The organism is Alteromonas sp. I10, from assembly GCF_003201515.1.
GTDB lineage: Bacteria > Pseudomonadota > Gammaproteobacteria > Enterobacterales > Alteromonadaceae > Alteromonas > Alteromonas macleodii.
The window spans coordinates 19,837-38,922 of sequence record NZ_QJJN01000006.1; the positions used below are offsets into that span (position 1 = coordinate 19,837).

Sequence of the window (19,086 nt, forward strand, 5' to 3'; positions counted from 1 at the left end):
CGCGGCCCGTTGTTACGGTACCGCGCGTTTTTGTTTTAACCGAAGCGTGTTTACTGGTTCAGATATGTCTGAAAACGGGTATACACGCCATTGGTCCACCCGAAACCTAGCTGTACGTCATATTCACCGCCACCTGCTTTTATTTCCGGTTCGCACACATTGTACTTTTCAAGTAGCACACCGCTTGATGCAAAGTGACGCTCAATGGTTTTACAAAAGCGTAGCATGATGGTTTGAGCCTGCATTTCAAACCCATAGTTGCGCAGCCCTTCAACGGCAAACAGTTGAAGCGGTGCCCAGCCATTTGGCGCATCCCATTGTTGCGACGTCGCGTTTGAAGTGGTTACCACGCCACCTTCTTTTAACAAGGTGTTCATTACCGCAGCCCGCACTCCCTCTGCCTGTTGTTCATTTGCGATACCAACGAACAACGGCACACACATAGCCGCTGACACTACATCGGTTTGAGTTTGTGTGGGGAAGTGATAGTCAAAATAGCCCGCCTTTTCAGCATTAAACAAATAGGTGTTTATTGCGTTAATTCGCGCTGTAGATGCCGCACTGTAGCGCGCTTGCTCGGCACCTTTAGTCACGCTTGCCAGAGTCTGTTCAAGCGTTACTAAAAGCGCATTTAAATCTACGGGAATAATTTCAGTTGTACGAATACTTGCTAGTGAATTGGGATTAGCTAGCCAGCGCGAACTAAAGTCCCAACCCGATTCGCAAGCCGCGCGAACATGCTGGTAAAACTGACTTTTGTCAGCGCCTATGTGCTCTGCTGTTTCTATGTCTTCTCGATAAGACTCAGGGCGAGGCGTAGGCTCGGTGTCGAAGTAACGATTAAGTGTAGCACCACACGGCATGGTAACCGTGCGCAGTTGTGCTGCGCCCTTCTGTGACGCGTTCTCGCCCGCTTCATTCATCCAAAACTGGTATTCTTTCTTCAAGCCCCAGATAACGTATTCTTTTTGCTGGTCGCTTAGTGCGTCTTTAAGCAAATTATAAAACAACGCCAAAATAGGAGGCTGACTGCGAGAGTAATAATAGGCGCGGTTGCCATTAGGAATGCAGCCTACTTCATTTAAAATATCTACAAAGTTCACCAACATGTTAATTGCCATGTCGGTGCGCCCCGCGTCAATTAGACCTAACGCGGTAAAATATGTATCCCAGTAATAGATTTCGCGAAAGCGTCCACCCGGCACTATGTATGGGCGGGTAAGCGCTATTAAGCTGTCTTTCTGCTCAGTGTCGGGGGTACGCGTTAGCACCTGCCACATATGCTCAATATAATCGGCTACATTTTCAAACTTGGTTTGCGATGTTGCGCTAATCATTTCTGGAATATCGAAATGGGTATTAACAAACGTAGCTAAGTCTACTGCTTCGCCGCTTTTCTCAGCATCTAAACACGCTTGTTCATAAGCCGCTAAAACGGTGTTGAGATCGGTTTTAACAATAGCGTCAGCGAAGGTTTTGCTGTCTGGGAATAGCTGTGCCATTTGCACATGTTTAAATAGGTCGCTGGCAAAAAACGACAAGCTGTCGCGCCAGTTGTGTGAAGAAGAACTCATAGTTACTGCGCACCTTTAGGCGATAGAGAAGAAGACGCTCGTTTAAAGAAGAATAGGGTTACCACTAATGCACCGATTGGAATAAGCGATAGATAAAATGCTTGTTGGCCCCCTACTGCGTCGAAAATAAATCCAGTCACGATAGAACCTGTGGTTCCCCCAAGAGCCGAAAATACAACAATTAGCCCTGTCATAGGTGCATGTTGATGTTGAGGGAGCGCGCTTAGCATTACCGAGTTTAATACGGGGTAAATAGGCGCCATCATCAATCCAATTAATGGAATAAGAAACGCAGCTATTGGTGCGTCAGCCCAGCTGGCTATTGTGCTGTCAGCCACGTTTTCGGCAAGCGGTAAGCTTAGTAGCATTACCGTAGCCATACCCGCCAAACAGATATTTAAGAAGGGATACCAGTTCATTCGCGTAAGTACTGCGCCCGCAGTTAAGCGCCCAACGGCCAGCGCTATCGCAAAGATACTGGTTATTTGAATGCTGACTTGAGTAGGTAAGCCCAGCACCTCTTTGTTAAAAGTTGGCAGCCACGAACCTATGCCCTGCTCTATTAACACGTATAAGAAAATAGAGAAGATAAACACCAGCACTAACGGCTTATAGGCCAATTTCAGCATGCTGAAGAACTCGCTTGCAAGGCCTTCTGATTGCGCTTTTTCCACAGGCTTTATAGGAGCCAATGCCACAACGATTAACGTAAAACCAACCAGCGCAGCTAGTAAGTAGTAAACATTCAGCCAAGATAAAGAAGCATCGTTATTGGGGTCGATAAACCCAGCGAACACCCAGTAGCCAGACAACACGCCCAACATAAAAATACCTTCAATAGTGTTCATTAACGATGAGTGCGCTTTAGTGGTAGACGACAGCTGACCAATAATGCCGTACACCGACACTTTCACTAGCGCAAATGCAGTACCTATGCAGGCAAACAACACTTTAATGAACCAGAAACTTGCGATAGAAGGCGTCAGCGCACAGGCAACGGCCACTAATGCTAACCCAAGTAACATTGAAAGCTTGTAGCCAACTCTTGGAATGAAGCTGGCCACTAGGAACGAGACAATAGCAATAGAAAGATCTTTAAAGCCTTCTAGTGTGCTTGCTTCTGGCTTACTAATGTCGAAGCTATTGATCGATTGCAGAATAACAGTACCCACACTGTTAAGTAGTATGGCAAATACGTAGTAGCTAATGGCAATGGCTGCAATGACCATGAATCGGGACATGTGTAAACACTCTGTTAACTGAATTATGCAGGAGTGTAGTCGTAAGAAAATAAAAATGCAAACGTTTGCAAAACGCTATTATTTTTTCGTTAGAGCTTAATATCGACACCCTGTTACCGTTGAATAATAGCGTTTATGCGGTAAAAAGCTGATAAAAAAGCGAAATATTAGTCGCTGTGCTGCGTAGAGCGACGGGCAATTAAGGTTGTTTCCACTACCTGGCTTTCTGTTGGTTTGTTTTCAAACTGGTTTAATAGCTGCGTAACCATCTCTATTGCGGCTTGCTGAGTATTCTGACGCACCGTTGTTAACGACGGGTGCATAAGTTCAGCTAAAGAAATATCGTCGTAACCCACAATGCCTACATCACTTGGAATACCTACATAGCGCTCTTTTAACGCTTTTAACGCGCCTAATGCCACCATATCACTTACACAAACGATCCCGTCGAAATCTAACCCATTCGCCTTTATACGCTCGTTAATGTATTGGTATGCTGCTTTCGACGTAATATCGATGGCGCAGGTGCACTGCGTGTCTATTGGCACATTCGCATCGCGGTGGGCTTGCGAATATCCCTTGTGACGTTCCTGCATTTCCGCGTGTTCAGAGTCTCCAAGAAACAAGATGCGTTTGGCGCCGTGGCTCAGCAAATGCTGGGTTGCCGTATAGCCACCCAAATAGTTGTCGCCGCCGATAATGGGATATGGCGCGTCTGTTTTTGCATCGCCCCACACGACAATGGGAATGCCCGACTGTGCTGCACGGTCGATTTTGGCCGTGGATTTGCCTTGCCCAATGACAATAATGCCGTCGGCGCGCTGGCTGCGAATAAAGTAGTTCGCCCAATCGTCAGATGCCATAAATGAATTAGACAGCAGTAGCTCGTAGCCTTTGGCATTTAGCGCCTGATTTATCTCTCCCACCAGCTTAAGCAGGAATGGGTCTGTAGTGCTTTGTTCGGTGTTGTCGATTAGATTTAAAATCACCGCTATCACGTGAGTTTTCTGTGTTCTTAAGCGGCTAGCGGCCGCGTTAATACTAAAATTGTGCTCTTTAGCTAGTGCCTGAATTCTGTTTCGGGTTTCCTGCTTAATAAGCGGGTTGTCTTTCAGTGCCCGTGATGCTGTCGATGTTGATACACCAGCAATATCAGCCAGCTTCGCTAAGGTGAGTTTTGTTTCAGAAACCAATGTGACCATTCTCTAATAATTTTCGGTATACCGGGTTACCCGTGATAGCACTACAAAATAAAAGCCTAAAACCGCTACCTAAACCGGATAAATCGTCGACTCTACAGCCGAATTCACAATATAGCGCGAATCGTCTTGGCGTAAAACCATGTTAACAACAATAAACAAAAAATTTGCAAACGATTGCATTTTATTCTTGCAATCGTTTGCAAACAGATCTATTTTGTTTCGCAATCGTGATGCGTATAACAATTTTTAAACCTGTTTAACGCATTCAGTTAACAACGCAATAGAACATTTTCGGGAGCACACACCATGAAAACGTTGTTTACAAAAGGAATGCTGGCGAGTGCAGTAGCGGTAGCACTAACGCAGCCTGCCATGGCACAAGAAGACGTAAAACAACAAGCGAAAGACAACGCAGAGAGCATTGTTGTCAGCGGTACGCCAGGCGGCGCAGGGATTAGAAAGATTGACGCAAGCTTCGCGGTAACCAACATCGACGCTAGCGACATTGAAAAATTGGCACCTAAGTCTACGGCCGATTTGTTTAAGGCCATTCCAGGTGTTTGGGTTGAAAGCTCAGGCGGTGAGTCTGGCGCGAACGTATTTGTGCGTGGTTTTCCAGGTGGTGGCGATGCGCCGTTCTTAACGATTGCGCTTGAGAACTCTCCTATCTACCCTGCACCTACGCTATCTTTCCTTGAGAACTCTCAGCTGTTTCGCATAGACGATACCATTGAAATGGTTGAAGGTTTACGCGGTGGTCCAAACCCAGTAGTAAGCAACGGTCAACCAGGCCTTACAACAAACTTCCGCCTCAAACGTGGTGGCGAGTCGACAGAAGCGTCAGCGAAGTACACTATCTCTGACTACGGCCTAAACCGCATTGACGTGGTTGCAAGCGGCGCACTAGATGACGACTTGTACTACATGGTAGGTGGCTACATTAAGAGCTCAGAAGGTATTCGTGATGCCGGCTTTAACTCTGAGCAGGGTAACCAGTTCACCGTAAACATCACTAAAGTTTTCGAAAAAGGCGAGCTTAACCTTTATACCCGTCAAACTGACGATCGCGGTACTTGGTACTTACCTACACCTTTAAACGTTGAAGGTATCGACGCAAACTATACGCAAATTGGTCCATTGAATCGCCAAGGCACCATTACGTATGGCCCTAATGATACCACTGAGTCATTCGACTTTGGCGAAGGTCGTGGATGGGACGGTCACGTAAGTGGCGGTAGCATTAAGCTTGACTTAGGCAACGACTGGCAGCTAGTTGACCGCTTTAACCTTACCAAAGGTGAAGCCAATACTTTTGGTCTTGTACCGAATGGTTCTGCAACTACCGTAGCAAATGTTGCCGACAATGGCGAATCAGCCACTGGCGCAGTAACTGGCACAGTGTATGACGGTGATACGCCTATTCAGCAAATCGGCCGTTGGGTAGTACTTAAAGATATTGAAGCTTTCACTAACGACCTTGCTGTGTCGAAAAGCTGGGAAGACTTCGATACATCATTTGGTATTTACAGTGCATCAACCAAAGCTAATGACTGGTGGAGCATTGGTAACACGGCTTACCACGTGTTGCAGCCAGGCGGCGAATTGCTAGACGGGATCGAATGTAACACCGACGCACAAGGCTGCGATTGGAACTACGACATCAGCTCAGTAGGTGATGCAAGCACGTTCGCACTTTATGCAACGGGTACGTGGTACGCAACCACAGACCTGAGCATCGACTTAGGGCTACGCCGTGAAAATCACGAAGTGAACTATTCGGTAGATGAAGATCTTGACGGCAAAATAACTAAAGCGCTTGAGTACGACGAAACCAAAACGTCGTGGACAGTGGGCGCAAACTACGCGCTTAATGACACCAGCGGTGTATTTGTTCGTATGAACCGAGGCTATAAAATGCCTTACTTCGACGACTTCAGAGACAACTGGGGTGCCTTCACTGGCGGTAACGACTTGATTCAAGAAGTTACTCAAGGCGAGCTTGGCTATAAGTTCATGAATGACAGCATCCAGTTCTTTGCGACTGCATTCGCAAACGAAGTAAAAGGCGATACGTTTGTACGCCGTCCAGGCGCACCGGCTGAAATTCTTACCAACGAAGCTTACGGTATAGAACTTGACGGTCGCTATAGCCACGATTCAGGCTTCTCGTTGAGCGTGAACGGAACTATTCAGGAAACTGAAATTACTGCCAGCGCCAATAACGAAGGCAATGAATCTCAGCGTCAGCCTGGTTGGCAAGTACGTGTAACACCAAGCTACGGCTTCGATATCGGCGATATGTATGCCACGGTATACGGTACATTATCAGCGGTTGATGATCGCTTTGGTAACAACGAAAACACAGTTGTACTAGAGGGATACGAGAAGATTGATGTAGGTCTAACGCTAGAGCCAACTGAATCACTTCGTCTTCAGTTCTCTGTTGATAACCTGACTGACGAACAAGGTATTACCGAGGGTGACCCGCGTAATCCAGATTCACCAAACGGCCGCTACATTATGCCTCGTAGCATGAAGCTTAGCGTTTCTTACTTGTTCTTCTAAGAACAAAAAGCGCAACACCTAAAAATAAAGCCGGCCTTAGTGCCGGCTTTTTGTTGTTCGTTTCTCTCAATATATTTCGTTCAAGGTTTATGAGGCTATTGCTGCCTTTTCTTGCACCCCTTTCTTGTTAGATTCTTCTTATATCCTGTCAGCGTTAATTCATCGACATTGGTCGTAATGTGCTTTAGCAAAACCAATTATGTTTTACAGTGGTATAAGCAACGAACAAGCTAAAAACGAAACGTACCGTTTACTATCATCAACTATAGGAAGGTGAATCGTGACGCCAAAGGTTATTTTCTTCGATATTAATGAAACACTACTAGACATGCAGGCCATAAAAACAGGTTTAGCGTCGGTGCTAAACGGCGATGAGACACTGGTAGACTTATGGTTTGCTAACCTATTGCATCACAGTTTAGTGGATGTTGCGTCTGGACAGTTTCACGATTTCATTGATATTGGAGCCGCAGCACTTACCATGGTAGCTCACAGTAAGGATATTTCTGTTGATGAGGCTACCGCAAAAGATACCATCAAACAGCATATTACCCGATTGCCAGCGCACGACGATGTTGTTCCTACATTAAAGGCGCTTCAAAGCGCTGGTGTAACCTTGGTCGCGCTTTCAAACTCTTCTAAATCCGGACTAGACGCACAGCTTGAGTTTGCCAATATTAAGCCCTATTTTTCCCATGTATTAAGTGTAGAAAGTATACGTACCTATAAACCACATGCTGCGGTTTATCACTGGGCCTGTCAGCAGGCTAACGTAAAGAACGAAGATGCCATGATGGTGGCGGCTCATGGTTGGGATGTAAGTGGTGCTAAGGCGACAGGTATGCAAACCGCATTCGTAGAGCGCTCGGGGAAAATGATGTACCCGTTAGGTATTGCTCCCGATCACAGCATTGCTTCGCTTACTGCGCTTATCGAAATGATAAGTTCGTAACGTGTTCTGTGTGAGGGCACAACGACCTCGCTGTGCCTGACCACTATAAATCTAGCGTAGTTGCAAAATAGTTAGGCGCAAACAAAAAAGTCTTACCGAAGTAAGACTTTTTTCAAATCGAAATACAAAACAATTAAACTTTTGCTAGCTCGGGCTGGTTTGGCTTAAAACCTTGTGTGCTGCAAGAATTGCGTTTCGTTTCTAGTGCGCTTAATTGACGCTTAAGCCATGACTTCTGAATACCTGACTTAGCTGCGTCCATTTCAGTGCTTACGCGAGTGATTTCTTTTCCGACGTTCACGCATGCTTTCTTATTCGGTTCAAAGCCGCCATTAGCCAAAACAGAAGAAGAAAACATTAAAGCTGATACTGCTATAAGCGTTTGCTGTTTCATAAGAGTCCCCAACTACTCGTTATAATCCCGGGTTAGTGTCATACCGTAAGAATGAGCATATATTTGCTCTCAAATCTGTAAGGAATATAGCAGGCCTTTTATTCTAGTTAGGTACTACAAAACATACGCAGTAATAAAACTTTGCCTACCTTGTTCTTGCTAACGCACATAAGCCATTGTCTTTTATATTATTATGTCGACAATGATTTACCTTACCATTCCACTTACGTATCGATTTTTATATTTTTACGCACTAAATAGTGAGCCTATCCATAGTATCGGCTACAGCAACAGCATTCTGCAGCAGCATTACTCACTATTAAGCGTTGCTATTAAAACACCTTAGCTTTTCTGGAACAAGAAAAGTTATAACAATCCTTTTACAGGTTTTAGGACAGAAATTGCATTCTGTAAGTATTTACTCACTATACTTACAAGCGACTACCTGCCGAGAGCTTTTCTACGGTTTGCATAACACTTCTGCCCATATCATCTAGGCTTATTACGCGCTTAGCGGCGCCCTTTTCTATGGCTACTTTGGGCATACCAAAAACTATACAACTAGCTTCGTCCTGACAAAATGTTTCGCAGCCCGCGTTAAACATTTCGTGAAGGCCGCTTGCGCCGTCGCTACCCATGCCCGTAAGTAAAACGCCTAACGCATTGCTACCAGCACTTTTACAGATAGAATTAAATAACACATCCACCGAGGGCTTGTGACCCGATACGCGCGCGCCATCGGTCAATCTAATCCGGTAATCAGCCCCGCTTCTTTCAATTTCCATGTGTTTATCGCCAGGTGCAAGGTAGGCCTGGCCTGGTAGTAAACGTTCTCCGCCTTTCGCTTCTTTGACCTGCATTTGGCACACGGCATCTAGTCGTTTAGCGTAAGTCGAAGTAAACCCTGCTGGCATGTGTTGTGTGATCACGGTGGCAGGAGCGTTCGCCGGAAAGGTACGTAACACCTCTTTTATGGCTTCTGTCCCTCCGGTCGAGGCACCAATTGCAATGATTTTCTCAGTGCCCGAATAATTGACTTTGCTCACGGTAGACACTTTCGAAGGCGCTGATTTTTTTACTTTAGAGCGCGCAGCCGTACGTATTTTCTCAACAATCAACTGGTGATAGTCTGCCATGCCTTGCGCCACACCTATTTTGGGCTTTGCAACAAAGTCGATAGCTCCTAACTCCAAGGACCTCAGCGTGGCATCAGCGCCTTTTTCGGTTAGCGTAGAAATCATGACTACGGGCGTTGGCCTCGCATTCATCAATACTTCTAGAAAGCGTAATCCGTCCACTTTAGGCATTTCTATATCAAGCGTAATAACATCTGGCGACTTTTCTAGAACCAGCTTTTTTGCCACGAAAGCATCGGGAGCAGCACCCACTAATGCCATGTCTGGCTCACTTTTTATAATTTCACTTAGAATTTGCCGGATTAGTGCCGAGTCATCTACCACCAAAACTTTTATCGTCATTGTTAGTCCTCGAAGATATCTACGCTACCGGTAGGTGCACGTCTTGACAGTTCCCACCGATGCTGACTTTCTCTTTCAATAATAGTGGCGTTATTAAGCTCGTGAATTCGCTTCATAAAGACATTGCCGTTGCTTGGAAAAAAGTAAACCTTGCGCGCGTAAACATCACATAAGTCACTGGCCAATATCGGTATGCCTTCCGTGCTTAAAAAGTCTGTTACGAATTCTGCGTTGAACTTCCCAACATCGTGCTGCACGAAGGACGGCACCACTTTTCCACCACCAAACACTTTTGCTTTTATTCGGGCTTTATCGGCACCGGCTTTCACTAAGTCGTTGATAAGAATTTCCATGGCATGCACGCCGTATTTGGCAGCCATACCTTGTGTTTTTTCGAACTCACTGGCAGTTTTATTTACTGTAGGCAACATAAAGTGATTCATGCCGCCAATGCCCGTTTCAGGGTCGTATAGACATGCCGCCACACAAGACCCCAACACAGTCACCAGCATTTTATCTTGTGTTGTTACGAAGTATTGTCCAGGTAATAGCTTTACTGCGTCGATAGAAAAACGTTTGTCGTAATAGCTAATAGGTACTTCGAAATTACAAGATTCCACACGTGCTCCTAATGAACCGGGCGATATATAGTTTTACCTACCGGTCTCACAAGATTAGTACACATATTGAAGTTTTCAGAATGCCCTGCCATATAAAGTCCTGCAGGCTTTAACATACCCACCATTCTTTGTAACACGTTTAATTGCGTGGGCTTGTCGAAGTAAATCATTACGTTTCGACAAAAAATGATATCGAGTGGACCTTTTACATCCCACTTTGCATCGGTAAGATTGAGTTTTTTGAACTGCACCATGTGTCTTAACTCATCCACTACTTTCACTTTTCCCTCGTTTGCACCTTTACCTTTATGGAAGAATTGTTTTTGTCTTTGGATGGGTATTTTCGCGATCGATGCTAAAGGATAAATACCCGCTTTGGCTTTTTGCAGTACCTTACTGTCTATGTCTGATGCAATGATTTTCACAGGCGTTTTGAAGCTTCCAAACGCCTCTGCGACGACCATGGCAATAGAGTAAGGCTCTTCTCCGGTTGAGCTGGCAGCACACCAGATAGTGGTTACTTCTGGATGTTGTTTTAAGTGCTCGGCCAGTGCAGTGAAGTGGTGTGGCTCGCGAAAAAACGACGTAAGATTGGTCGTCAATGCATTGATAAACTGCTCTAGCTCAGGTTCAGACTTATCAACTACGCCTAGATAATCGTTAAAGCTTGTGAGCTGAAGGGCTCTGATACGCCGAGCCAATCTGCTGTATACCATCGCTTCTTTAGCGTCTGACAACTTTATACCTGCTTTTTTGAAAAGCATGTTTTGCACTTTGTGGAAGTCCGCCTTTTCAAAGGCGAACTCCCGAGTGCTATCGCGTGATGAAAGAACCGTTGTCATTAGAACGACTCCCACTCGGCTTCATCAGGCAGAGCGGGTTTCAGTGCTTGTGCTTGAGGCGCGTTGTTAATCACTGAGGCTACGCGTGGCTGCTTGAAGTCGGTGTGAGAGAGCGCAGCGATGTGCTTTTGCTCCATTGACAAGCCCTTTCCAACTTCAAATACCGATACCCGTTCATTAAGTTGCAACGACTGCTGTTTCAAACTGTCCGCGGCGGCGGCAGCCTCTTCTACCAGTGCTGCATTTTGTTGGGTCATTTCATCCATTTGAATGACCGCTTTACTCACCTCTTCAATGCCCGCCGCTTGCTCGGCAGACGCAGCGGCAATTTCAGACATAATATCGTTTACGCGCTTAATGGAAGTTACTACCTCAGCCATGGTATCACCCGATTTCACAACCAGCTCGTTACCGCTGGCTATTTTAGTAACAGAGTCGGAAATCAGTTCTTTGATGTCTTTAGCAGCTTCGGCTGAGCGCTGAGCTAAGTTTCTTACCTCTGAAGCAACTACCGCAAAGCCTCGCCCCTGTTCGCCCGCGCGAGCAGCTTCAACAGCTGCGTTTAAAGCAAGAATATTAGTTTGAAAAGCGATGCCGTCTATAACACCAATAATGTCAGAGATCTCTTGTGCCGAGTCGTTGATTTGGGTCATGGTTTTCACCACTTCACCTATAACCTGCCCCCCTTCTGAAGCAATTTTACTCGCCTGTGCCGCTAAGCCATTCGCTTGCTCTGCATTTTCTGCGTTGAGTTTTACGGTTCCCGTTAGCTCTTCCATACTCGATGCAGTTTCTTCCAGGCTGGATGCCTGCTGCTCGGTGCGGCTTGATAAGTCAGCATTTCCCGTTGCAATCTCACCCGACGCCACATTAATGGTTTCTACTGCTTCGTTAATACTTGTGATGGTGCCTCGCATTTCGTTGATGAACTGATTAATGGCCTCGCCCAACACAGCAAAGTCACCGTCTAAAGCATGTTCAATGTTGACCGTTAAGTCGCCCTCAGTCAGCTTGGTCATTACGTGTTTAATTTCATCAACAGCTTGGGTTCTACCCGTAATATCGGTAGCAAACTTAACTACACGGAAAGGCTTACCGTTGTGGTCTAAAATAGGGTTATACGTGGCTTGAATAAATATCTCTTTGCCGTTTTTACCTAATCGACGATATTCACCTGAAGAAAAAGTGCCGCTGCGTAGCGCATCCCAAAACGCCGCGTATTCAGGGCTAGCTCGGTGAGCAGGGTCGACGAACATGCTGTGATGCTTACCTTTGATTTCATCTAAGGTGTAGCCCACCGTAGTTAGAAAGTTTTCATTGGCGTGCTGAATAATGCCATCCATATTGAACTCTATGACGGCCTGAGACTTTCCTATTGCAGCTAACTGCCCTTCAAAGTAGGCATTTTTAACTTTCTGTTCGGTGATATTACTGGCGTACTTCACCACTTTAACTACATTCCCACTCATGTCTAAAATAGGATTGTAGGTCGCTTGAATCCAAATATCTGAGCCGTCTTTCGCAATTCTGTGAAATTCACCCGAGTAAAATTGGCCTTCTGCCAGTTTTTTCCAAAACGATTGGTACTGTTCAGATTCTCGCTCTTGTTTAGTGACAAAAATGCGGTGGTGTTTGCCCTCAATTTCATCTAGGGAATAGCCAACCGTTGCCAGAAAGTTATCGTTGGCTACGAGAATATTGCCTTTTGTATCAAACTCGATCACCGCTTGCGATTTACTTATCGCATCTATCTGCCCAGTATTAAACGCATTTTGCAGCTTTTGTTCAGTCACATCAGAGGCATATTTCACCACTTTTATTGGCTGGCCGAACTCGTCAAAAATAGGGTTATAAGACGCTTGGATCCAAAGCTCACTGCCATCTTTTTTTACCCGTTTGAATTCGCCTGACTTAAACTCACCTTTCTTTAAGTCACGCCAGAACGCTGCATACTCAGGGCTCATTTTATAGTTGGGTTCAACAAACATACTATGATGCTGACCTTTGATTTCGTTCAGCTCATATCCCGTTGTTGCGCAGAAGTTTGCGTTGGCGTTTTGAATAACGCCTTCAAGGTCGAACTCAATCACAGCAAGGGACTTGTCGATGGCATTGATTTGGCCTTCGTAGTCTGCATTTTTGCGTTTTTGCTCCGTTACATCGGTAGCAAATTTTACTACACGAACAATATTTCCGAGCTTGTCATAGATAGGGTTGTAAGAGGCTTGAATCCATACTTTGTCGCCGTTTTTCGCTACGCGGCAATATTCACCGCTGCTGTGCTCACCGTTTCGCAGCGATTCCCAGAATGATTTATATTCTTCAGACACGCTGTAGTCTGGCAATACAAAAAGGCGATGATGCTTACCAACAATGTCTTCTTTCGAATAGCCTGTAACCTTCAAAAAGTTTTCATTGGCGTCTTCTACTATTCCCTCCGGCGTAAAGGAAATAATGGCTTGGCAACGATCTAACCCTGCCAATAAACCTGTTTTATATTGCAGCTCCTGATCATTAAGCCATTCCACCATAGTGCCGAGCTTGTCGCCTTCAACACTTTTAATGGTAGATAACTTAAGGGTAAAGAGTAAGTCGCCCACAGGCAGTAAAAAGGTATCGCTGCTATCACAGCTTTTGTAACGCAAATTCAGGTCGCTATTGTTGGCGAAAAACGCGGCCATAGTAGAGCCCGTCAGGCCTTGAAAATTAATGCCTGGTAAAACACGCTCGAACTGCGTTTGGTGCTCGTTGGCTAAAGCATAAAATGCTTTGTTAGCGAAGGTGATCGTTCCCTCGGCATCGACCAACATCAAACATGCGGTACTTTCGCTTAGCGCTTGCTCTTGAAAGCGTGAAAGACTTTGTGCCGCTACTAACTCTTCATTATGAAATATATTAAATACGCCCATTATTCCATCCACCTGATTTGCGACGCTCTGTTCTAAAAGCGTCAAACTAAATGCCGTGTAATATAAAAGGCGAATTCCTTTTCAAGAATTCGCCTTCGCTTTTTTAGAACGACTCCCAATCGTCACTGCTTGGTACTTTTGGAGCCAGTTTCTTTTGCGTTTTAATTGCTGTAACCGGTGCAACGTGTTTATTCTTGTTTACTGATGCAACCTTTATTGGCTTTTCTTCACTGACCGTCGCTTTATCACCAATGTTAAATGCTGATACGCGTTCAGATAAACTTCCCGCTTGCTGCTGCAAACTTTCTGCGGCAGCCGCAGCCTCTTCCACCAGCGCTGCATTTTGTTGCGTCATTTCATCCATTTGCACAACGGCTTTACTTACCTCTTCAATTCCAGAAGCTTGCTCAGAACTCGCCGCTGCAATTTCCGACATAATGTCGTTAACTCGCTTAATGGAAGTCACCACTTCTTCCATGGTGTCGCCTGACTGATTGACGAGTTTGTTACCGCCATCAATCTTGCTTACCGAGTCTGATATAAGCTCTTTGATTTCTTTTGCTGCTTCGGCAGAACGCTGAGCCAGGCTTCGTACCTCTGACGCAACTACCGCAAAGCCACGGCCTTGCTCACCTGCTCGTGCAGCTTCTACGGCAGCGTTTAATGCCAGAATATTAGTTTGGAATGCGATGCCGTCGATTACGCCGATGATGTCTGAAATTTCCTGCGCAGACTCGTTGATAGACGACATGGTGTCCACAACCTGACGGATTAGCTCACCGCCCCGCGACGCGATTTCACAGCTCTGAGACGCTAAGCTATTGGCTTGTTCCGCATTTTCAGCGTTGAGCTTGACGGTACCGGTAAGCTCTTCCATGCTCGACGCCGTTTCTTCAAGACTAGACGCCTGCTGTTCGGTACGACTTGATAGGTCTGAATTCCCCGTGGCAATTTCAGACGAGGCCGTATTGATTGTCTCTACTGCTTGGTAAATTGAACCGATAGTGCCAGACATTTCACTAACGAATTGATTGATAGCATCGCCTAGTACTTGGAATTCACCCTCGAACTGTTCATCAAGCTCTGCCGTTAAATCACCGCCAGATAAGCGGGTCATCACATCACTGATAGAACCGATAATGCGACGCATATCGTCGATAAAGCGGTTTATTGACGTGCCAAGCTCTTTAAATTCACCCTCGAACTCATGCTCAATGCGACAATCTAAATTACCCTGAACCAATTCATTCATGGCGGTTTTGATATCGCTAATGGCCTGTTTTCTACCAGTAATATCAATGGCATATTTCACCACACGGTGAGGTCTACCGTTTTGATCCAAAATAGGGTTATAAGACGCTTGGATCCAAACTTCTTTCCCACCTTTGCCCACGCGCTTAAATTCGTCAGTGAACTGCACGCCTTGGCGCAACTGTTCCCAAAACTGACTGTACTCAACACTGCGCTTATACTCATCTTCCACAAACATACTGTGATGCTTGCCTTTAATTTCATCCAGGCTGTAGCCAACCGTGTTTGTGAAATTCTCGTTGGCGTTTAAAATTTTGCCCTCAAGGTCAAATTCAATAACGGCCTGCGCTTTGTTTATTGCGTCTATTTGTCCTTCGAAATAGGCATTGCGTAACTTAGATGCAGTGATGTCGGTGGCGAATTTCACAACGCGAATAACTTTACCTTCGCCATCGAAAACCGGGTTGTAGGTGGCTTGGATCCAAATCTCTTTCCCCATTTTGTCGAATCGACAAAACTCGCCGTTTTGTGACTTGCCCTCTTTGAGGTCGCGCCAAAATTGGGCGTACTCTTCTGAGCGAATGTATTGTGCGTCACAAAACATTTTGTGATGGTTGCCAACAATTTCATTGAGGCTGTAGCCAAGCGCATTAAGAAAATTGTCGTTCGCGTTTTGGATAACACCATCGGCGTTAAATTCGATAACAGCCTGGGCATTATTCAACACATTAAGCATCGTGCTTTTAATGAGTAATTCTGACTGATCAACCCATTCAACCATGGTGCCTATATTGTTATTCTCTTGGTCGAAAAACGGCGTAAGGGTGAGTTTGAAGTTTAAGTCGCCAATGCTAATCGTAGAGGTCATTGTCGATTTCAATTCAGCAAGGATATTGCGCTGATGCGAAGGATTACGATGAAACTGGTCGATGTTTTGACCTTCCAAGTTGTCAGCAGAAAAACTGGGGAGTACAGCCTGAAGTTTCTTCTCGTTTTCTTTAAGCAGCGACTTTACAGACTGATTAGCATAGATAATATTTCTGTCTGCATCGGCCATCATGATGCAACAGGTTGTAGCATCAAGTGCCTGTTTGTTTCTTAATGCTTGGTTAACGTCCGTTGCTTTTGTGAAGTCTTCTAACCACGTCATAATTCCCATTTTCTCAGCCCTCTACCACTTGTGCTTTTGTTTCAACTAAACCCAATTCGTTACTTGTAATTAAGCTTTCAATATTGACTAAAATAACCATGTGCTCATCGACATCGGCCAGTCCGTGAAGGTACTTGCTATCGAACGCCACACCGAACTCTGGTGGCGGCAGCATGTCTTCTTCGGAAAGGCGAATGACGTCAGACACGCCATCTACCACAATGCCAACGATCCGCTCGTGAACGTTAAGCATAATGACGATAGTAAAATCGTTATAAGTGGCTTCACCTACGTTGAACTTAATGCGTAAGTCGACGATAGGTACAATGTCGCCACGAAGGTTTATCACGCCTTTAATGAAGTTTGGCGCATTGGCAATTTTGGTAACCTGCTCGTAACCACGAATTTCCTTCACGGTTGTGATATCAAGGGCATAGTGCTCCTCACCCAAGACAAAACTTAAGAATTCGTTCTCTTTCGATGCGCTAACGGCTTGTTGTAAGGCTGCTTCGCTCATAGTGAAACCTCTTCATTTGGAACATTTGTACAGTTAGTAGCCACCGAGTCTGCATCCAAAATCATGGCTACCTTGCCATCCCCCATAATGGTTGCACCTGCGATCCCTGCTACTTTTTTGTAATGTTGCTCAAGGCTCTTAATTACGACTTGTTGTTGACCCACAAGCGAATCCACCAGCACGCCATAGCGCTTCTTACTGCTTTCTAGTAGCACGACGATGCCTTTGGTTGGCTCAGTGATGCCGTCGTCTACCTGCATAAGTTGAGTAAGTGACACCAGCGGCCAGTACTGGTCTCTAATCCACAGTACTTTGTCATTGCCAAGGGTTTTCACTTGAGATGATGTGGGTTGAAATGATTCGATAACGTTAAGTAGTGGGATAACGAAAATTTGATCGCCAACCGATACACACATGCCGTCTACGATAGCGAGCGTGAGTGGTAAGTGGATATAAAACGCAGAGCCTTCACCCTGCGATGATTCAATTTCAATGCGCCCGCCAATAGACTCGATGTTTCTGCGAACCACATCCATGCCGACACCTCTGCCCGACACATCAGTAACTTCTGCAGCAGTCGAAAAGCCCGCTTGAAAGATAAGCTGCCAAATTTCACTGTCGGGCATATCTGGCGTAACCGTGAGGCCGTTTTGTGTGGCTTTCTCTACAATGCGTGCTTTGTTTAAACCGGCTCCATCGTCGATAATACCAATGATGATACTGCTACCTTTCTGCTCTGCACTTAAGATAACTGTGCCGTTTTCGGCTTTGCCAGCTTCAAGGCGTTTTTCAGGACTTTCTATACCGTGATCGATACTGTTCCTCACTAAATGCGTAAGCGGGTCCACCAGTTTTTCGATAAGGCTCTTATCTATTTCGGTGTTACCACCTTGAATCACCAAATCCACTTTTTTGCCTAGCTTCGAAGACAAATCACGTACCACACGAGGGAAGCGGTTAAACGTCATATTTACCGGCAACATGCGCATAGACATGACTGATTCTTGAATTTCACGGGTATTGCGCTGCAACTCGTCTATAGCAAGCTGTAGGCGCTCTCCGACTTGCCCTTCAACTTCCTGCCCCACGTTTGAAAGCATGGATTGAGTAATCACGAGTTCGCCGACCAGATTAACCATCGCATCGATTTTTGTGGTATCGACACGAATTGATGCTGCCTCTTTCGTCGCTGCTTTTGGCTTGGTTTTAACGGGCTTCACAATAGGTTGTTTTGGTGTAACTTGTTGCGAAGAAGTTTCAGTAGCGTCTGTTTTTACAGGAAGGGTGTCGGGTTCGAAAAAGCCAAAGCCCTCATCAGCTATGCCGACCTTGGTATTCGCTTCACCTTTAGCCTGCGTCTCTTCTGATGCTGCTTCATCTTCGAAAAGTCCGAAGCCTTCAATGTCATCTGAGATATTTTGACTTTGAGAACTTGCTAAATTGGTTTCTTGAGATCCAGTCTCGTCTTCATCAAAGAATCCAAATCCATCAATCTCGTTGTCTGTATTAGCTTCACCTTGAGCAGTTTGATCACATGTTTCTTCTGCGTTTTGTGGCATTTGTCCTGACGCACTTGCGAGGGTATCTTCAAGGACTTTTATGCTTGCATCAATTTGTTCTTGGGGAAGATCTGTTTGTTCTTTATACGCCGATAAGGTGTCTTTCAATACATCAAGGGTTTGCAAAAATACGTCGACGATGTCTGCCGTAACCTGAATTTCCTGGTTTCGGGCTTTATCGAGCAAATTCTCCATTACGTGAGTCAGATTCATTAGTGCATCGAACCCGAAAATCCCACTGCCGCCTTTGATAGAGTGCGCCGCTCTAAAGATACTGTTCAGCTCTTCGGGGTCGGGCGCATCCACATCCAAGGTCATGAGCAACTGCTCCATATCTTGGAGATGCTCATCACTCTCGTCAAAAAACACACCGTGAAATTGGTTTACATCAATGGTCATGACTGACTCCCACTTACCCTATTCAAACCGACTCTCTTAACCTAGAACGCGCTTCATCACATCAAGTAACTTATTGGGGTCGAAAGGTTTCACCATCCATCCGGTTGCTCCCGCGGCTTTGCCTTTTGCTTTCATGTCATCACCGGCTTCAGTGGTCAACATGACAATTGGCGTCGACTTGAAGTTCGCTAAACCTCTGAGCGATTTGATAAGCGTTAATCCGTCCATGCGAGGCATGTTTTGATCGGTAAGCACGAAGTCGAAACGCGCGCCTTGGCATTTGTCCAACGCATCTTGGCCGTCTTGTGCAGTAGTAACGTTGTAGTTCGCTGACTTAAGGGTCATTTCTACCATCTGGCGGATGGACACAGAGTCGTCCACAATCAGTATGCTTTTACTCATAACTCAATCACCTATAAAAATGTCAGGGTTA

14 protein-coding genes are annotated in these 19,086 nt (G+C 45.5%); 2 read left to right on the forward strand and 12 right to left on the reverse strand.

Annotated features, from left to right (window positions below):
* Positions 1–50: 50 nt before the first annotated feature.
* The 3 genes from BZA03_RS12525 to BZA03_RS12535 all read right to left on the reverse strand — a co-directional run bounded on the left by BZA03_RS12525 (position 51) and on the right by BZA03_RS12535 (position 4,017).
* A complete protein-coding gene (locus BZA03_RS12525) occupies positions 51–1,574 on the reverse strand; it encodes a trehalase family glycosidase (RefSeq protein WP_101563323.1) in 1,524 nt (507 codons plus the stop codon).
* 2 nt (positions 1,575–1,576) lie between these two features.
* On the reverse strand, positions 1,577–2,815 hold the full coding sequence (locus tag BZA03_RS12530) for a sugar MFS transporter (RefSeq protein ID WP_258364640.1): 1,239 nt from the start codon (positions 2,813–2,815) through the stop codon (positions 1,577–1,579).
* 167 nt (positions 2,816–2,982) lie between these two features.
* Positions 2,983–4,017, reverse strand: a complete 1,035-nt coding sequence (locus tag BZA03_RS12535; protein WP_110288965.1) for a LacI family DNA-binding transcriptional regulator — start codon at positions 4,015–4,017, stop codon at positions 2,983–2,985.
* A gap of 306 nt (positions 4,018–4,323) precedes the next feature.
* Here BZA03_RS12535 and BZA03_RS12540 point away from each other — a divergent pair, with 306 nt between their 5' ends.
* Positions 4,324–6,582: a TonB-dependent receptor gene (locus BZA03_RS12540; RefSeq protein WP_110288966.1), complete on the forward strand. Its 2,259-nt coding sequence runs from the start codon at positions 4,324–4,326 to the stop codon at positions 6,580–6,582.
* Positions 6,583–6,862: 280 nt separating this feature from the next.
* Positions 6,863–7,534, forward strand: coding sequence for a haloacid dehalogenase type II (locus BZA03_RS12545; protein ID WP_110288967.1), 672 nt, complete (start codon positions 6,863–6,865; stop codon positions 7,532–7,534).
* A 133-nt stretch (positions 7,535–7,667) separates the two neighbouring features.
* On the opposite strand, the gene BZA03_RS12550 is transcribed toward BZA03_RS12545, so the two are convergent.
* The 9 genes from BZA03_RS12550 to BZA03_RS12590 form a co-directional block, all read right to left on the reverse strand.
* Positions 7,668–7,928 carry a hypothetical protein gene (locus tag BZA03_RS12550; RefSeq protein ID WP_014947949.1) on the reverse strand — a complete coding sequence of 87 codons (261 nt, stop codon included), beginning with the start codon at positions 7,926–7,928 and terminating at the stop codon, positions 7,668–7,670.
* Positions 7,929–8,359: 431 nt separating this feature from the next.
* Positions 8,360–9,406 (reverse strand): chemotaxis response regulator protein-glutamate methylesterase, encoded by a 1,047-nt coding sequence (locus BZA03_RS12555; protein ID WP_014947948.1) that lies wholly within the window; start codon positions 9,404–9,406, stop codon positions 8,360–8,362.
* Between the two features lie 2 nt (positions 9,407–9,408).
* Positions 9,409–10,026: a chemoreceptor glutamine deamidase CheD gene (gene cheD / locus BZA03_RS12560; RefSeq protein WP_110288968.1), complete on the reverse strand. Its 618-nt coding sequence runs from the start codon at positions 10,024–10,026 to the stop codon at positions 9,409–9,411.
* Between the two features lie 8 nt (positions 10,027–10,034).
* Positions 10,035–10,868: a CheR family methyltransferase gene (locus BZA03_RS12565; RefSeq protein ID WP_061439173.1), complete on the reverse strand. Its 834-nt coding sequence runs from the start codon at positions 10,866–10,868 to the stop codon at positions 10,035–10,037.
* Positions 10,868–13,777, reverse strand: a complete 2,910-nt coding sequence (locus BZA03_RS20660) for a methyl-accepting chemotaxis protein (RefSeq protein ID WP_110288969.1) — start codon at positions 13,775–13,777, stop codon at positions 10,868–10,870. Before BZA03_RS20660 ends, BZA03_RS12565 begins: the two co-directional genes overlap by 1 nt.
* Positions 13,778–13,880: 103 nt before the next feature.
* On the reverse strand, positions 13,881–16,187 hold the full coding sequence (locus BZA03_RS12575) for a methyl-accepting chemotaxis protein (protein WP_014947944.1): 2,307 nt from the start codon (positions 16,185–16,187) through the stop codon (positions 13,881–13,883).
* A gap of 4 nt (positions 16,188–16,191) precedes the next feature.
* On the reverse strand, positions 16,192–16,695 hold the full coding sequence (locus BZA03_RS12580; RefSeq protein ID WP_014947943.1) for a chemotaxis protein CheW: 504 nt from the start codon (positions 16,693–16,695) through the stop codon (positions 16,192–16,194).
* Positions 16,692–18,653 carry a chemotaxis protein CheA gene (locus BZA03_RS12585; RefSeq protein WP_110288970.1) on the reverse strand — a complete coding sequence of 654 codons (1,962 nt, stop codon included), beginning with the start codon at positions 18,651–18,653 and terminating at the stop codon, positions 16,692–16,694. Before BZA03_RS12585 ends, BZA03_RS12580 begins: the two co-directional genes overlap by 4 nt.
* A 36-nt stretch (positions 18,654–18,689) precedes the next feature.
* A complete protein-coding gene (locus BZA03_RS12590) occupies positions 18,690–19,055 on the reverse strand; it encodes a response regulator (protein ID WP_014947941.1) in 366 nt (121 codons plus the stop codon).
* Positions 19,056–19,086: the final 31 nt, after the last annotated feature.

Coding starts and splice junctions, on each gene's coding strand:
- BZA03_RS12525 (WP_101563323.1), bottom strand. CDS start 1,574: ATGAGTTCTTCTTCACACAACTGGCGCGACAGCTTGTCGTTTTTTGCC.
- BZA03_RS12530 (WP_258364640.1), bottom strand. CDS start 2,815: ATGTCCCGATTCATGGTCATTGCAGCCATTGCCATTAGCTACTACGTA.
- BZA03_RS12535 (WP_110288965.1), bottom strand. CDS start 4,017: ATGGTCACATTGGTTTCTGAAACAAAACTCACCTTAGCGAAGCTGGCT.
- BZA03_RS12540 (WP_110288966.1), top strand. CDS start 4,324: ATGAAAACGTTGTTTACAAAAGGAATGCTGGCGAGTGCAGTAGCGGTA.
- BZA03_RS12550 (WP_014947949.1), bottom strand. CDS start 7,928: ATGAAACAGCAAACGCTTATAGCAGTATCAGCTTTAATGTTTTCTTCT.
- BZA03_RS12555 (WP_014947948.1), bottom strand. CDS start 9,406: ATGACGATAAAAGTTTTGGTGGTAGATGACTCGGCACTAATCCGGCAA.
- BZA03_RS12565 (WP_061439173.1), bottom strand. CDS start 10,868: ATGACAACGGTTCTTTCATCACGCGATAGCACTCGGGAGTTCGCCTTT.
- BZA03_RS20660 (WP_110288969.1), bottom strand. CDS start 13,777: ATGGGCGTATTTAATATATTTCATAATGAAGAGTTAGTAGCGGCACAA.
- BZA03_RS12575 (WP_014947944.1), bottom strand. CDS start 16,187: ATGGGAATTATGACGTGGTTAGAAGACTTCACAAAAGCAACGGACGTT.
- BZA03_RS12580 (WP_014947943.1), bottom strand. CDS start 16,695: ATGAGCGAAGCAGCCTTACAACAAGCCGTTAGCGCATCGAAAGAGAAC.
- BZA03_RS12585 (WP_110288970.1), bottom strand. CDS start 18,653: ATGACCATTGATGTAAACCAATTTCACGGTGTGTTTTTTGACGAGAGT.
- BZA03_RS12590 (WP_014947941.1), bottom strand. CDS start 19,055: ATGAGTAAAAGCATACTGATTGTGGACGACTCTGTGTCCATCCGCCAG.